This window comes from Phreatobacter aquaticus (genome assembly GCF_005160265.1).
Taxonomy (GTDB): domain Bacteria; phylum Pseudomonadota; class Alphaproteobacteria; order Rhizobiales; family Phreatobacteraceae; genus Phreatobacter; species Phreatobacter aquaticus.
Map to the genome: position 1 here is coordinate 1809310 of NZ_CP039865.1, position 14922 is coordinate 1824231.

General features: G+C 65.9%; 17 protein-coding genes. 13 read left to right on the forward strand and 4 right to left on the reverse strand.

Features of this window, described 5'->3' with window-relative positions:
• Position 1 precedes the first annotated feature (1 nt).
• From E8L99_RS08455 to E8L99_RS08480, 6 genes are all read left to right on the forward strand, one after another.
• Positions 2 to 940 (forward strand): branched-chain amino acid ABC transporter permease, encoded by a 939-nt coding sequence (locus E8L99_RS08455; protein WP_137099124.1) that lies wholly within the window; start codon positions 2 to 4, stop codon positions 938 to 940.
• A complete protein-coding gene (locus E8L99_RS08460) occupies positions 937 to 2187 on the forward strand; it encodes a branched-chain amino acid ABC transporter permease (protein ID WP_137099125.1) in 1251 nt (416 codons plus the stop codon). Before E8L99_RS08455 ends, E8L99_RS08460 begins: the two co-directional genes overlap by 4 nt.
• Positions 2184 to 2930: an ABC transporter ATP-binding protein gene (locus E8L99_RS08465; RefSeq protein ID WP_137099126.1), complete on the forward strand. Its 747-nt coding sequence runs from the start codon at positions 2184 to 2186 to the stop codon at positions 2928 to 2930. Before E8L99_RS08460 ends, E8L99_RS08465 begins: the two co-directional genes overlap by 4 nt.
• Positions 2930 to 3625, forward strand: a complete 696-nt coding sequence (locus E8L99_RS08470; RefSeq protein WP_137099127.1) for an ABC transporter ATP-binding protein — start codon at positions 2930 to 2932, stop codon at positions 3623 to 3625. Before E8L99_RS08465 ends, E8L99_RS08470 begins: the two co-directional genes overlap by 1 nt.
• A gap of 142 nt (positions 3626 to 3767) precedes the next feature.
• The gene (locus E8L99_RS08475) at positions 3768 to 4790 is read left to right on the forward strand and encodes a phosphotransferase family protein (RefSeq protein ID WP_137102025.1); all 1023 of its coding nucleotides are present in this window, start codon (positions 3768 to 3770) and stop codon (positions 4788 to 4790) included.
• Positions 4787 to 5566, forward strand: a complete 780-nt coding sequence (locus E8L99_RS08480) for an SDR family NAD(P)-dependent oxidoreductase (protein ID WP_252511298.1) — start codon at positions 4787 to 4789, stop codon at positions 5564 to 5566. Before E8L99_RS08475 ends, E8L99_RS08480 begins: the two co-directional genes overlap by 4 nt.
• A gap of 4 nt (positions 5567 to 5570) precedes the next feature.
• Here E8L99_RS08480 and apaG read toward each other — a convergent pair whose 3' ends face one another.
• Positions 5571 to 5963 carry a Co2+/Mg2+ efflux protein ApaG gene (gene apaG, locus E8L99_RS08485; protein WP_137099128.1) on the reverse strand — a complete coding sequence of 131 codons (393 nt, stop codon included), beginning with the start codon at positions 5961 to 5963 and terminating at the stop codon, positions 5571 to 5573.
• 69 nt (positions 5964 to 6032) lie between these two features.
• Here apaG and E8L99_RS08490 point away from each other — a divergent pair, with 69 nt between their 5' ends.
• On the forward strand, positions 6033 to 6662 hold the full coding sequence (locus E8L99_RS08490) for a CDP-alcohol phosphatidyltransferase family protein (protein WP_137099129.1): 630 nt from the start codon (positions 6033 to 6035) through the stop codon (positions 6660 to 6662).
• Here E8L99_RS08490 and E8L99_RS08495 read toward each other — a convergent pair.
• Complete coding sequence (locus tag E8L99_RS08495; protein ID WP_137099130.1) at positions 6635 to 6982, reverse strand: DUF952 domain-containing protein; 348 nt, start codon at positions 6980 to 6982, stop codon at positions 6635 to 6637. The genes E8L99_RS08490 and E8L99_RS08495 overlap by 28 nt on opposite strands.
• A 148-nt stretch (positions 6983 to 7130) precedes the next feature.
• On the opposite strand from E8L99_RS08495, the gene E8L99_RS08500 reads away from it, so the two are divergent.
• Positions 7131 to 7757 (forward strand): S24 family peptidase, encoded by a 627-nt coding sequence (locus E8L99_RS08500; RefSeq protein ID WP_137099131.1) that lies wholly within the window; start codon positions 7131 to 7133, stop codon positions 7755 to 7757.
• 97 nt (positions 7758 to 7854) lie between these two features.
• Here E8L99_RS08500 and E8L99_RS08505 read toward each other — a convergent pair whose 3' ends face one another.
• Positions 7855 to 9513, reverse strand: coding sequence for a lysine--tRNA ligase (locus E8L99_RS08505; RefSeq protein ID WP_137099132.1), 1659 nt, complete (start codon positions 9511 to 9513; stop codon positions 7855 to 7857).
• Between the two features lie 168 nt (positions 9514 to 9681).
• On the opposite strand from E8L99_RS08505, the gene E8L99_RS08510 reads away from it, so the two are divergent.
• From E8L99_RS08510 to E8L99_RS08520, 3 genes are all read left to right on the forward strand, one after another.
• Positions 9682 to 10674 (forward strand): ABC transporter substrate-binding protein, encoded by a 993-nt coding sequence (locus E8L99_RS08510; protein WP_137099133.1) that lies wholly within the window; start codon positions 9682 to 9684, stop codon positions 10672 to 10674.
• Between the two features lie 66 nt (positions 10675 to 10740).
• Entirely contained in the window at positions 10741 to 11715 is a 975-nt protein-coding gene (locus E8L99_RS08515; RefSeq protein ID WP_168201608.1) for a tripartite tricarboxylate transporter substrate binding protein, read from the forward strand.
• Between the two features lie 52 nt (positions 11716 to 11767).
• Positions 11768 to 12349, forward strand: a complete 582-nt coding sequence (locus E8L99_RS08520) for a methylated-DNA--[protein]-cysteine S-methyltransferase (RefSeq protein WP_137099135.1) — start codon at positions 11768 to 11770, stop codon at positions 12347 to 12349.
• Between the two features lie 6 nt (positions 12350 to 12355).
• On the opposite strand, the gene E8L99_RS08525 is transcribed toward E8L99_RS08520, so the two are convergent.
• A complete protein-coding gene (locus E8L99_RS08525; RefSeq protein ID WP_137099136.1) occupies positions 12356 to 13003 on the reverse strand; it encodes a DJ-1/PfpI family protein in 648 nt (215 codons plus the stop codon).
• 140 nt (positions 13004 to 13143) lie between these two features.
• Between E8L99_RS08525 and E8L99_RS08530 the strand changes: the two genes are divergently transcribed.
• Both E8L99_RS08530 and E8L99_RS08535 read left to right on the forward strand, forming a co-directional pair.
• Entirely contained in the window at positions 13144 to 14232 is a 1089-nt protein-coding gene (locus E8L99_RS08530; RefSeq protein ID WP_137099137.1) for a TRAP transporter substrate-binding protein, read from the forward strand.
• Between the two features lie 13 nt (positions 14233 to 14245).
• A complete protein-coding gene (locus tag E8L99_RS08535) occupies positions 14246 to 14881 on the forward strand; it encodes an MSMEG_1061 family FMN-dependent PPOX-type flavoprotein (RefSeq protein ID WP_137099138.1) in 636 nt (211 codons plus the stop codon).
• Positions 14882 to 14922: the final 41 nt, after the last annotated feature.

Genomic DNA, 14922 nt, shown 5'->3' on the forward strand with positions numbered 1-14922 from the left:
TATGGAGACGATCGTCTTTTCCACGCTGAACGGCGTGCTCTACGGCCTGTTGCTGTTCATGCTCGCGAGCGGGCTCACCCTCATCTTCTCGATGATGGGCGTGCTGAATTTTGCCCATGCCAGCTTCTACATGCTCGGCGCCTATCTCGCGGTGACGCTGGGATCGGTTGTCGGTTTCTGGGCGGCCCTGGTGCTGGCGCCCATCTGCGTCGGGCTGTTCGGGGCCGCGGTCGAGCGGCTGGGATTGCGCCATGTGCACAAGAACGGCCATGTGGCGGAGCTCCTGTTCACCTTCGGCCTCGCCTATCTCATCGAGGAGATCGTCAAGCTGGTCTGGGGCAAGAATCCCTTGCCCTACACGCCGCCGCCGATCCTCCAGCAGCCCCTGTTCACGCTCTGGGGCACCCATTATCCCTCGTTCCGCATCTTCATGATGGTGGTCGCCATCGCCATGTTCGTGGCGCTGTGGCTCCTGCTGAAGCGCACCCGTGTTGGCCTCATCGTTCAGGCATCCCTCACACACCCGCACATGGTCGGCCATCTCGGCCATAACGTGCCGCTGGTCTTCATGGGCGTGTTCGCGGTCGGCTGTGGCATGGCGGGTCTCGCTGGTGTCATCGGCGGCGCGCTGCTCGTCACCGACCCGGCCATGGCGCTGACGCTTGGTCCCATCGTCTTCGTGGTGGTGGTGGTCGGCGGCATGGGCTCGCTCGGCGGCGCCTTCCTCGCTTCGGTCCTGATCGGCCTGATCCAGACCTTCGCGGTGGCGGTCGACGCGTCCCTGTCTGACCTGCTCGCCCGCTTCGGGGTTCTGGTGTCCAACCGCTCCGATCTCGGCCGCATCACGCTGGCGCAGGTCGCGCCCATGCTGCCATTCTTGATCCTCGTCCTGGTGCTGATCTTCCGGCCCCGCGGCCTCATGGGAGCTCGCGAAGGATGAGCCTGAACCCGACCCTCAAGACCATCGCCATCTGGATCGCCTTTGCCCTCGTGCTCGCCGTCCTGCCGATGATCTTCTCCTCCCGCCCCTCGCTGACGCTCATGAACATCATCGGCGTCTGGGTGGTGTTCGCGCTCGCCTACAACATGCTGCTCGGCCAGTCCGGCATGCTGTCCTTCGGCCATGCCGTCTATTTCGGCCTTGGCGGCTACGCCGCGATCCACATGATGGCGGCGATCAAGGCCCAGAAACTCGGCATTCCCGTCGCCGCCCTGCCACTGGTCGGCTTCATGGCGGGCATGGCGGCCGGCGCCGTCATCGGCTGGTTCTCGTGCCGGCGCTCTGGCACACCCTTCGCCATGATCTCGCTCGGCGTCGGAGAACTCATCGCAGCGTCCGGCCTGATGTTCGTGTCGATCTTTGGTGGCGAGGAGGGCATTTCCGGCGACCGCTCCGCCGGTCCGGAACTGCTCGGCTTCTCGCTGGGGCCGCAGATCAACGTCTATTACTTCATCGCCTTCTGGATGTTCATGGCGACGCTTGCCATGTGGGCTTTCACCAAGACCCCGCTCGGCCGGCTCGCCAATGCGGTGCGCGACAATGCCGACCGTGTCGCCTTCATCGGCTACGATCCGCAGCGCGTGCGCTATCTGGTGTTCCTGATCTCTGGCGGTTTCGCCGGGCTTGCCGGCTCGCTCTCGGCGGTGAATTTCGAGATCATCACGCCGGAAAAGCTCGGCGCCATCAATTCCGGCGCGGTGCTGCTCATGGCCTATATCGGCGGCGTCGCGGTGTTCTTCGGCCCGATCATCGGTGCGGTCCTGATCTCCATCATGCAGTCCATGCTGTCCGACTTCACCAAGGTCTGGCAGCTCTATCTCGGCCTGCTCTTCGTCGTCGTGGTGATGTTCGCGCCCTATGGCATCGGCGGCATCGTCGCGCAGGTTCTCGGCGCCATCCGCAAGGGCGAACTGGCCGAGAAACTGCCGGGCTGGCTCATGGGGCTCGTCGGCGCGCTCATCGCCTTTGGCGGCGCCATCATGGTCATCGAGATGGCCTACCGGATCCGCGAGGGCGGCCGTCCGTTCCAGGCCTTTGGCCGGGTGTTCCCCCATGGCGACCCCTTGAGCTGGGTGGTTGCGGCGGCCGTGACAGCCATTGGCCTCGCGGTCCTGGTGGTGGCGGTCCGGTGGCGACGGCGAGGGTCGCTGGGCGCGGCGCTCAGCTTCGGGGAGGCCACGCCATGAGCGCGCTGGTTCTGAAGGATGTCACCAAGCGCTTCGGCGCGGCCGAGATCATCCGGGGGGTCAATCTCGACATCCCCGCCGGAGAGCGCCATGCGATCATCGGGCCGAACGGCGCCGGCAAGTCGACCCTGTTCAACCTGATCTCCGGTGCCTTCCCGCCGAGTTCCGGGGAGATCCTGGTCAATGGTAAGCCGGCCGGCGGCGTCTCGCCATTCCAGATCAACCGCAACGGCCTGTCGCGCTCGTTCCAGGTCACCAACATCTTCCACAACATGAGCGTCTACGAGAACGTGCGCTGCGCCACCCTCTGGTCGCTCGGCCATCGCTATGTGTTCTGGCGGTTCATTGGCGGCATGCGCGACGTGGCGGACCGCACCGAGGAGATCCTCGATCTCATTGGCCTGTCAGCCGTGCGCGACACCCAGGCGGGGCTCTTGTCCTATGCCGATCAGCGGGCGCTGGAGATCGGCGTCACCATCGCCGGCGGCGCCAAGGTGATCCTGCTCGACGAGCCGACAGCCGGCATGAGCCATCACGAGACCGAACGCGCCATGGCGCTGATCCGCAAGGTCACCGAAGGCCGGACCCTCGTCATCGTCGAGCACGACATGAGTGTGGTCTTTGGCCTCGCCGACCGCATCTCGGTGCTGGTCTATGGCCAGATCATTGCTTCGGGCACGCCGGACGAAATCCGCGCCGACAAGAAGGTCAAGGAAGCTTACCTGGGCGAGGAGGCTGCCTGATGCTCGAAGTCTCCAATCTCCACGCCTATTACGGCAAGAGCCACATCCTCCAGGGCGTCGACCTGCATGTCGCGGGCGGCGAGGTCGTCAGCCTGATCGGCCGCAACGGCGTCGGCCGCTCCACCACGGTCAAGGCGATCATGGGCGAGGTGCCGCCGCGCGGCTCGGTCAAGTTCAAGGGTCGCGAGATCGGCGGCCTGCCGAGCTACCGCATCGCGCGGCTCGGCATCGGCTATGTGCCTGAGCATCGCGACATCTTCCCGGAACTCACCGTCCGGCAGAACCTGATGCTGGGCATGAAGGACGCCAAGCGGGAAGGGCGCTGGACCATCCAGGGCTCGCTCGACATGTTCCCGAACCTCGCCGCGCGGGCCGATGCGCCCGCCGGCGTGCTCTCAGGCGGCGAGAAGCAGATGCTCACCATGTGCCGCACCATGATGGGCGATCCGGACCTCGTCATGATCGACGAGCCGACCGAGGGCCTGGCGCCGCTGATCGTTCGCCAGGTCGGCGAACTCATCGCGGAGATCGCCCGCCGTGGCGTCGCAATCCTGCTGGTCGAGCAGAAGCTCTCCATCGCGCTGGACATTTCCCACCGGGTCTATGTGATGGGGCATGGGCGGATCGTCTTCGAGGGCACGCCGGCCGACCTCAAGGCGAACGATTCCGTGCGCCGGGAATGGCTGGAGGTCTAGCGCTCCGCGCCAATCGGCCGTTTGGACAGCATGGCTTTCGGCTGCCGCCCGATTACAAGTTTCGATGCCTGCCGGCCGGCGAAAGCCTGTCGGCATGGCACCAACCGGAGCATGCCCTGTGGTCACCTCGCCCGCCCCCGCCATGACCATCGATGAAGTCGCGCTTGCCGCCTATCTGGAATCCGCCTGGCCGGGGTTCAAGGGCCCGGTCAAGGCCGAGAAATTCGCTGGTGGCCAGTCCAACCCCACTTTTCTCCTGACCCATGCCGGCGGCAAGGCCGTGCTGCGCAAGAAGCCGCCTGGCCTGCTTCTGAAATCGGCGCATGCCGTCGACCGCGAATATCGCGTCATGAAGGCGCTCGGCCCGACCGGCTTTCCGGTGCCGAAGATGCATGTGCTCTGCGAAGACGACGCCATCCTCGGCACGTCCTTCTTCGTCATGGAATATGTCGAGGGCCGCATCCTGTGGGACCCCGCCCTGCCGGACGCCGATGTGGCCGAGCGCGCCGCCATCTATGACGCCATGAATGCGGCGCTGGCCCAGCTGCACACCGTCGATATCGACAAGGCCGGCCTGTCCGACTTCGGCCGGCCCGGCAATTATTTCGCCCGCCAACTGTCGCGCTGGACCGACCAGTACCGCGCCTCGGAGACCGAGGTGATCGAGGACATGAACAGCCTCATCGCCTGGCTCGAAAAGGCGCTTCCGGCCGATGACGGCCGCGCCTCGCTGGTCCATGGCGATTTCCGCATCGACAACATGATCTTCTCGCCCACCGAGCCGCGCCTTCTCGCTGTGCTCGACTGGGAATTGTCGACCATAGGCCATCCGCTCGCCGACCTGTCCTACCAGTGCATGCAGTGGCGCCTGCCCAATGCCGGCGCGTTCCGCGGCCTAGCCGGCATCGACCGGCAGGCATCGGGCATCCCGACGGAAGAGGCCTATGTCGCCCGCTATGCCGCGCGCACGGGCATCGGCGATATCCCGCACTGGACCTTCTATCTCGCCTTCTCGTTCTTCCGGCTCGCGGCCATCCTGCAGGGCGTGCTGAAGCGCGCGCTCTCCGGCAATGCCTCGAACCCGGAGCGTGCCATGAAGATGCGCGAGAATGTGCCTGTGCTCGCGCGCATGGCGCTCGAGGTGATCGCGAAGGACGGCAAATGACCGAGATGAAGCGCTACCAGGGCAAGGTGGTTCTGATCACCGGAGCAGCCTCCGGCTTTGGCCGCCGCGCCGCCGAGCGCTTCGCCGCCGAGGGCGCGAAGCTCGTTCTGGCGGACATTCAGAAGGCCGGCCTCGACCAGACGCTGGCAAGCGTCACGGCCGCTGGCGCCGAGGCCATCGGTCAGGTCACCGATGTGTCGAAGGCGGCCGAGGTGCAGGCATTGGTCGACGCGGCGGTGGCGCGGTTCGGCAGGCTGGATGTGGCGCTCAACAATGCCGGTGTCGCGCACGGCACGATCAAGCTGGTCGATACCGACGAGGCGCTGATGCGCCGCATGTTCGACGTCAATGTCATGGGCGTGTTCAACGGCATGAAGGCCCAGATCGCCGTGATGGAGCGCCAGGGCTCTGGCGTCATCCTGAACACCGCGTCGGTTGCCGGCGTCACCGGCGCGCCTCTGCTCGCGGCCTATGCCGCCGCCAAGCACGCTGTGATCGGCCTGACCAAGACGGCGGCGGCCGAAGTCGCCCGCAAGGGCCTGCGCGTCAACGCGATCTGTCCGGCCTTCGCCGAGACGCCGATGCTGACGGATTCGCTGAACCAGCCGGGCCGCAGCCACGAGGAGACGGTGTCGCGCCTCGTCCAGACCATGCCGATGCGCCGCCCCGGCACGGCCGACGAGATCGTTCAGGCCATGCTGTGGATCTGCTCGCCCGAGAACTCGTTCATGACCGGCCACGCGCTGGTGGTCGATGGCGGGCTGACCGCCCTCTGAGCTGTCAGTTCATCGTCCGCTTGGCGTTCGGGACATCGAGCGAAAAGGCCGGGATCTCCGCGTCGAAGCTCTCGTCGCGATCGGTGACCATGCCGTAATGGCCAACCATGATGCCGGTCGGCGTGGCCAGCGGACATCCCGACGTATATTCGAAGGCAGCCCCCGGCTCGATCACCGGCTGCTCGCCGATGACGCCGGGGCCGCGCACCTCCTGCACATGCCCGTTCTCGTCGGTGATATGCCAATAGCGCGTGCGCAACTGCACCGTGTCCGGCGATAGGTTCACGATCTCGACCCGGTACGACCAGAAATATTGGTTGTCGTCAGGCGACGACCGTTCGGGCAAGAATTGGGGCGTGACGGTGATGCGGATGCCCCGCGTGATCGAACGATACATGGCGGGCCTCGGCGGCTTCGGACGGCGCAACCGTCGCGGAGGCGCTCGGCTCTGTCAACGGGGAACGGCATGTTCGACGTGAGGCTGCGCAGGTTGATCGACCCGGTGCTGGACCGTGCCGGTAGCGCTCTGGCGGCGCGTGGCGTCAGGGCCGATCACCTGACGATGGCAGGCCTCGCTGTCGGGCTTGCGGCGGGACTGGCCATTGCGCTTCAGGCGCCGCATCTGGCTCTGGTGCTGATCCTTGCCAATCGCCTGCTCGACGGGCTCGACGGCGCCGTCGCCCGCGCCAGTCACCCGACCGATGCCGGCGGCTTTCTCGACATCACGGCCGACTTTCTGTTCTACGGGATCGTGCCCTTCGCCTTTGCCGTCGCCGATCCGGCGGCAAATGGCCTGCCTGCCGCTGCCCTGCTTGCCTCGTTCTACGTCAACGGCTCGGCCTTCCTCGCCTTTGCCGTGCTGACGGCCAACCGTCCGGGCCTCGGCGCCGCGGGCCAGAAGTCGTTCCACTATCTCTGGGGCCTGGCGGAGGGGGCGGAGACCATCGCTTTCTTTGTGCTGATGGTGCTCTTTCCCTCGGCTTTCGCCCTGCTGGCCTGGATCTTCGCGGTCATCTGCCTGGCTTCGGGCCTCGCCCGCATCGTCTCGGGCTACCGTGCCGCGCGGGCTCAATCCTCGAGTGGCGGAAAGACGTGACGGCCATCAGGGCCGAGCGGCAGGGGCTTTACCCCGCGCACGGCGCTCATCGGCAGGTCGGCATAGAGATGGGGAAACAGCGCGCCGCCGCGCGAGACCTCCCATTTCAGCGCGGGCCCGAGCACTGCGGCATCAATGGCGACAAGGACGAGATCGGGCGCGCCGGCAAAATGCTTCGCCGCGGTCTCGACAGCCTGCGCGCCCGTGGAGAAATGGATGTAGCCATCCTTGAGATCGACCGGCGCACCGGTAAACGTGCCAGCCGCCTCAGCGGCGTCCCAGGCGTCCTTGGGTGAAATCTTGTAGATCGTCGCGGTCATGGCGCTCAGCCCGTTTCTCCGCCCTCAACCGGGCAGCTGTGAATTCTGTCTGTATATTCCGATTGACCTATGGTGAGAAGGCGTTTAGTCCTATTCACAGACGATCGTCCTCAAAATTGTGCCGAGCCTCGGTCTCCGGAGGTCTGTGATGTTCTCGCATTCCGACATCTGGACGGCGATCGACCGTCTGGCCGAAACCCACGGTCTCAGCGCCTCCGGGCTTGCCAAGCGCGCCGGGCTCGACGCCACCACCTTCAACAAGTCGAAGCGCGTGATGTTCGACGGCCGCGAGCGCTGGCCCTCGACGGAATCGCTCGCCAAGATCCTGAACGCCACCCATACCAGCTTCGACGATTTCGTCGCCCTGCTGTCGCCGTCGAAAATGCGCACCAAGCCGTTGCCGATCCTCGGCTTCGCGCAGGCCGGCGCGGGCGGCTATTTCGACACCAGCGGCGTGCCGGTGGGCAAGAGCTGGGACGAGGTGTCGTTCCCCGACATGCCCGATGAATCGATCTACGCGCTTGAAATCCAGGGCGATTCCATGCTGCCGGCCTATCGCGACGGCGACCGCATCGTCGTCTCGCCGACAGCCCCGATCCGCCGCGGCGACCGCGTCGTGCTGCAGACCAGTGACGGCGAGATCATGGCCAAGGAACTGAAGCGCCAGACCAACAAGACGATCGAGCTCGCCTCCCTCAATGCCGACCATGCCGACCGGACATTCCCGGTCAGCGAGGTCGCTTGGATGGCGCGCATCATGTGGGTCAGCCAGTAGGCCGCGTCCCAACACCAGGCCGAGCCCACAGCAGAGTTTTCCGTCATGCCCGCCACGAGGGCGGGCATGACGCATGATCTTGAGACCGAGCTCTCGCTCAGACCGGCTTGGTCACCAGTTCGCCGGCCAGCGCCTTGGTGATCAGCACGCGGACATTGTCCAGGCCGTAGAGCACGGCAAATGACCCGAAGCGCGGTCCGCGCTCCTGGCCGAGCAGCACCTGGTACATCGCCGCGAACCAGTCCGACGAGACGCCCGGCTTTTCCGGCGTCGCGCCCTTGGCCTTGAAGTCCTGATAGCGCGGCACGGTGCGGCCCACGTCATAGACCGCGCCCTGCACGTCCTCGGCCGAGGCATCGGCGGGAAGCGCGGCAATGGCTGCCGACAGCGCCTGCAGCGCCTCGCGCTCCACGTCGTCGGCGGCGCGATAGATCTTGGTCGGCTTCACGAAGTCGTGGAAATAGCGCACCGCATAGCCGGCGAGCTCGTCGAGCTTCGGGTACTTCTCGGCGGTCGCATCCGGCATGTAGCGGCGGATGAAGCCCCACAGCGCTTCCTTCTCGTGGGCATTGGAGACAGAGGCGAGGTTCATCAGCATGGAGAACGAGATCGGCACTTCCACAGCCGGCGGCGTGCCGGAATGGATATGCCAGACCGGGTTCATCAGCTTCGAGCGCTCGTCCTGCGTCGGGAACTTCTCCACGAAGGTCAGGTAGTCGTCGACGTTCCGCGGAATGACATCGAAGAACAGGCGCTTGGCGCTGCGCGGGCTCTGATACATGAACAGTGACAGGCTCTCGGGCGAGGCATAGGCCAGCCAGTCCTCGATGGTGAGGCCGTTGCCCTTCGACTTCGAAATCTTGCTGCCGGTCTCGTCGAGGAACAGCTCGTAGTTGAAGCCCTCGGGCGGCGTGCCGCCCAGCGCCTGGCAGATCTTGCTCGACTGGGTCACCGAGTCGATCAGGTCCTTGCCGGCCATTTCGTAATCGACGCCGAGCGCCGTCCAGCGCATGGCCCAGTCAGGCTTCCACTGCATCTTGGCATGGCCGCCGGTGACCGGCGTCTCGTAGCGCTTGCCCGAGGAGGGATCGCGCCAGACGATGGTGCCGTTCGCGACATTGCGCTCCTCCACCGGCACCTGCATGACCACGCCGGACTCGGGGTGGATCGGCAGGAACGGCGAATAGGTGGCGCGGCGCTCCTCGCCCAGCGTCGGCAGCATGATCGCCTGGATCGCGTCGAAGCGCTCCAGCGCCGTCAGCAGCGTCTGGTCGAAGGCGCCTGACTGATACATCTTGGTCGAGGAGACGAATTCGTAATCGAAGCCGAAGGCGTCGAGAAAGCCCATCAGGCGGGCATTGTTGTGCTCGCCGAACGAGGGATGGGTGCCGAACGGATCCGGCACCGAGGTCAGCGCCCGGCCGAGATGCTGGGTCAGCAGCTCCTTGTTGGGCACGTTGTCGGGCACCTTGCGGAAACCGTCGAGATCATCCGAGAACGCGATCAGCCGCGTCGGCACCTTGTCTTCGGTCAAGAGCCGGAACGCGGTGCGCACCATGGTGGTGCGGGCGACCTCGCCGAACGTGCCGATATGCGGCAGGCCCGAGGGGCCATAGCCGGTCTCGAACAGGATCGGCGCCGCCTTCGGCTTCCGCTCCAGGCGCGCCACCAGTTTCTTCGCTTCCTCGAACGGCCAGGCGGTCGAAACGCGGGCCGCCTCCAGGAGGGCGGGGGTGAAGCTGATCGGGGCGGGCATGGGCGGTTTCCGGACGAGTGAACGCGGGTGCGATGCAATAGGCGCGGGGGGCTTGGAGGTCAATCGACGGCCATGAGCAAAGCGTGATGGCGGCTGGCATTGACGCTCCGGAGACGCCCGGCCACAGTTGCTGCAACCGATTGCGCGAAGGGCATCCCGACACCTCCCATGGATATCCAGCTGAAGCTTGCCTGCACCCTGTCGGATCGCACACGCCCCATCGTCGAAGGCCGGATCGCTGTGCCCGGTTGCCGCTTCGAGGTGACCCTCGGCGAACCCGAGGCGATCTTCCGCCAGGCGCTGCGCGAGAAGACGTTCGACGTCACCGAACTGTCGATGGGCAGCCACATCGTCACCACGGCGCGCGGCGACAGCGCCTATATCGGCGTGCCCATCTTCCTGTCGCGGGCGTTTCGCCATTCCGGCATCTTCGTGCGCACCGATCGCGGTATTGCCTCGCTTGCCGATCTGAAGGGCAGGCGGGTCGGCCTGCCCGAATATCAGCAGACCGCCGCCATGTGGGTGCGCGGCATCATGAAGGACCAGCACGGCGTCGATGCCCGCGACGTCGAGTGGGTCACCGGTAGCCAGGAAGTCGCCGGCGGCACCGAACGCGTCGCGCTGAAGCTGCCGACCGACATCCGCGTCACGCCGATCGGGTCCGACGAGACACTGAACGGCCTGCTGGCGAAGGGCGAGATCGATGCGCTGATCACGCCGCGCCCGCCCTCGTCGTTCCTTGAGCGCACGGCCCCCGTCGATCGGCTCTTTCCCGATTTCCGCGCCGCCGAAACCGCATGGTACCGCGAGACCGGCTTCTTCCCGATCATGCATTGTCTCGCCGTCCGCCGCGATGTTGCCGCGGCCCATCCCTGGTTGCCAAAGGCGCTGTTCGAGGCTTTCGCTCAAGCCAAGGCTGAGGCGCTCGACGATCTGTCGCGCGGCAATTTCCTGCGCGTGGCTCTGCCCTGGGTGGTCGATCATCTGGCGGAAACCCGCGCCGTCATGGGCTCGAATGTCTGGCCCTATGGCGTGCCGCTGAACCGCGCTGAGATATCGGCCATGACCCGCTTCGCCGCGACCGACGGGCTCGCTGCCCGGCAGGTCGCCGTGGAGGAATTGTTCCACGAGACAACGCTGGAGCTGGCCGATCTCGGCTGACCAGTGCCCCCCAAAGGAGACGACATGATCTCCGACCAAGACCATTCGCTCCGGAGGAGATACCCGATGCCCACACTATCCCGCCTGCTTGCTGCGCTTGCCTGTCTGGCAGGCCTTGCCGGCGCGCTGCCAGCGCTCGCCCAGACCTATCCGAGCCGCACCATCACCATGGTCGTGCCATTTCCCGCAGGGGGCTCGGCGGACACGCTGGCGCGCCGCATCGGCCAGCACCTGACCGAGCGCACGGGACAGCCGGTCGTTGTCGAGAACCGACCGGGCGCCGGCGGCAATGTCGGCACCGACGCCGTCGCCAAGGCGGCCCCCGACGGCTACACGATCCTGGTCACGCCGAGCTCCTTCGCCATCTCGCCGCATCTCTATGCGCGCCTTGCCTTTGATCCCCTGAAGGACTTCGTGGCGGTGGCCGAAATCGGCTCGATCCCCATGGTGGTGATCGTCCACCCCTCCTTCGCAGCGCGTTCGCTCGCCGATCTTGTGACGCTTGCCAAGGCGGAGCCCGGCCGCGTGTCCTATGCCTCGGCCGGCATCGGCACGACCAACCATCTCGCCGCCGAATTGTTCAAGTTCCGCACCGGCGTCGACATCCTGCACATCCCCTATCGCGGCAATCCGCTGGCCGTGGTCGATGTCATCGGCGGCCGCGTGCCGGTCATGTTCGATTTCGTGCTGACCGGGCTCCAGCATGTCCGCGATGGCAAGGTGCGCGCGCTCGCCACCACCGGTCGAACCCGCGCCGCCGTCATGCCGGACGTGCCGACCGCCATCGAATCCGGCTTTGCCGATTTCGAGGCCAGCACCTGGTTCGGCGTCTATGCGCCGGCCGGCACGCCGCAGGCGATCGTCGATAAGCTCAACGCCGAGATCAATGCGGTGCTGGCGCTGCCCATCGTGCAGGAGCGGCTGGGCGCGCTCGGTGTCGAGCTCACGCCCGGCCCGGCGCAGCAATTGCGCGATCGGACCGCCGCCGAATTCGCTAAATGGGGGCCGATCATCCAGGCAGCCCGCATCCGCATCGACTAGGATCTGAGCTTTCGGGCGGTGCGACGAGAGGCGCCATGCTAGATTCGACGCCATGACGACCAAAGGACACGCCCTTTTCCAGACCGCCATCGGCGCCTGTGGCATCGCATGGGACGGCGATGTGATCGTTGGCGCTCAATTGCCCGAGGCGAGCGAGACTGCCGCGCTCGCAAGGCTGGCCCGACGCCTGCCCGATAGCGTCGAGGCGGAGCCGCCGCCGGCGATCCGCCACGTCGTCGACCGCGTCGTCGCTCTGATCTCAGGCGAGAGAATGATGTTCGGCGATGTGGCCCTCGCCATGGACGCCGTGCCGGATTTCAACCGGAAGGTCTATGAGGTCGCGCTCGCGATCCCGCCGGGTGAAACGCTCACCTATGGCGAGGTCGCCAAACGGATCGGCGAGCCAGGCGCCGCCCAGGCGGTGGGGCAGGCGCTCGGCCGGAACCCGTTCCCGATCATCGTGCCCTGTCACCGGGTGCTCGCCGCCAATGGCCGGACGGGTGGCTTCTCGGCCCATGGCAGCGTCGAGACCAAGCTGAAACTGCTGTCCATCGAGCGCGCCCGAACCTCGGCCGAGCCGACCCTGTTCGATGGAGATGCCGGCTTCGGCTTCGCTGCTCGTCCCCAGCGATAGGTCCGTCTACCGGAGCACGTGCCCCAGGGCCGCGCGGTTCGCCGCATAAGCGCGGTCATATTCGATGACTTTAGCGACGTCGTCGCGCGCCTCCGGGCCATAGATCCGGCCGATCAGATAGAGCGTTGCGTCGATGGCCAACGACACGCCGCCACCGGTCACCAGGCCGCGATCCTCCACGATTGCCGCCGCGACGGGCGACAGATCCGTGGCGAGCCCGGTGAGCAGGTCCAGCGGAGCGATCGGCTCGGTCCCGACCGCATGCCGGCGGGTGGTCGCGCTATGGCCGTCGAGCACGCCCGCGGCACCGAGGATGAGCGCGCCGGTGCAGACCGACGCGATGGTGCCTGGCCGACGCGAGCGGATGAAGCTGAGCATGGCCGGATCGCCCACCTGATCGCGCCAGCCGGGACCGCCGGTGATGATGTGGACGTCACAGTCGGGCGCGCTGGCGAAGCCATGGCTGGCGACCATGGTCAGCCCGCCTGCGAGCGCGACCAGCCCGGCGGAGGCGGCGATGGTCACTGCCTCGATCGCCGGCAAGACCCGGCGGGCCATCGACACGACGCCCATTGTGCCGCCGATATCGATCGGCTCGACGCCCTCATAGACGACCACGCCGATCAGGGCCGGGCTCGTGCGCTCTCGATACATGGTGCCTCGCTGGCTGGGACGATCTCAGCCCTAGCAAGATGCGGACCTCCCTTGCGTAAGCGTGGCATGACGCTTGCTGAACCGACTTCATCTGGACCCATCAGCCAGTTTCTGCCCCGTGATCCCCAATGGAGCCTGCGATGAAGCGCCGTGATGTCCTGAAGTCCGCCACCGCCGCCGTTCTGGCCTCATCGGCCGTTGCAGCACCTGCCATCGCCCAGTCCGCACCGACCATCCGCTGGCGCGCGACCTCAAGTTTTCCGAAGAGCCTCGACATCACCTATGGCGCGGCCGAGCAGTTCTGCAGGCATGTCTCCGAGCTGACCGATGGAAAATTCACCATCCAGCAATTCGCGGCGGGCGAGATCGTGCCGGCTTTGCAGGCACTGGACGCGGTCGCCAACAACACGGTCGAGGTCGCCTATACCGGCACGCTCTTCTATGTCGGCAAGGACCCGACCTTCGCGCTCGCCGCCTCGGTGCCGTTCCTGATGAACCCGCGCCAGCAGCACGCCTGGTACTATCATGGCGGCGGCCTCGCCATGACCAACGACTTCTTCAAGAAGTTCAACGTCTACGGCCTGCCCTGCGGCAATACCGGCATGCAATGGGGCGGCTGGTTCCGCAAGGAGATCAAGACGGTCGCCGATCTCAACGGCCTGAAGATGCGCATTGCGGGTCTCGCCGGCACGATTGCCGCGCGCCTCGGCGTGGTGCCGCAGCAGATCGCACCGGGTGATATTTATCCGGCTATGGAACGTGGCACGATCGACGCGGTCGAATATATCGGCCCCTATGACGACGAGAAGCTCGGCTTCAACAAGGTCGCGCAGCACTATTATGCGCCGGGCTGGCAGGAGGGCGGAACCGTGTTCCACGCCCTATTCAACCTGCAGAAATGGGCAGAGCTGCCGCCGCTCTACAAGAAGGCCGTCGAGGTTGCGGCCCAGGCGGCAACCACCGACATGCTGGCGCATTACGACACGAAGAACCCGGAAGCGCTGATCCGGCTGGTGGCTCAGGGCACCAAGGTGTCGCTGTTCCCGCAGGAGGTGCTGGAGCGGCTCTATGTGGAAGCCGAGGCCTATTACAAGGAGATCACCGCGACCAACACCGAATTTGCCAAGATGTTCAATCACCAGCGCGAATTCCAGCGCAAGTCGAACATCTATCACCAGGTGGCCGACTTCCAGTATGACCTGATGATGCTGCGTCTGCGGCGCGGATGAGGGGGCTTGCGGCATGAGCCAGACATTCGATCCGGCATCGGTCAGCTATGTCTCAACCATCGATGAGGTGAGGGCGCGCCACCCCGTGCCCATGTCGCGGGCGGCCGACAAGGTCATCGGCCATCTCGACAAGCACTGCAGGGCGATCATCGAGAAGGCGACGTTCTGCCTGATTGCGACCCATGGCAGTCGGGGCGCGGATGTCTCGCCCCGTGGCGATCCCGCGGGCTTCGTGCGTGTGCTGGACGACAAGCACCTGCTTCTGCCCGACCGGGTCGGCAACAACCGGTTCGACTCCATGGAGAACATCTTCGAGACCGGACTGGTCGGTCTCCTGTTCCTGGTGCCCGGCATGGCGGAAGTGTTGCGCGTCAATGGACGTGGCCGCATCACCGATGATGCGGCCCTGCTGGCCGCTTCCGAAGTGCAGGGCCGTCCGCCGAAGATCGGTATCCTTGTCGAGGTCCGCGAGGCCTATCTCCATTGCGCCAAGGCGGTGAACCGGGCGGGCCTGTGGGATGCCTCCCGCCATATCGACCGGTCGATCCTGCCGACCTACGGCGAGATGCTGGTCGACCACGTCGCCGGCCTCACCCACGAGGAAAGCGAGCGGCAGGGGGCAGAGATGGCGCGCCGGGGCATGTACTGACGGGCCGGGCATAGCCCCGGACAGTTCGTCCGTATCCGAAG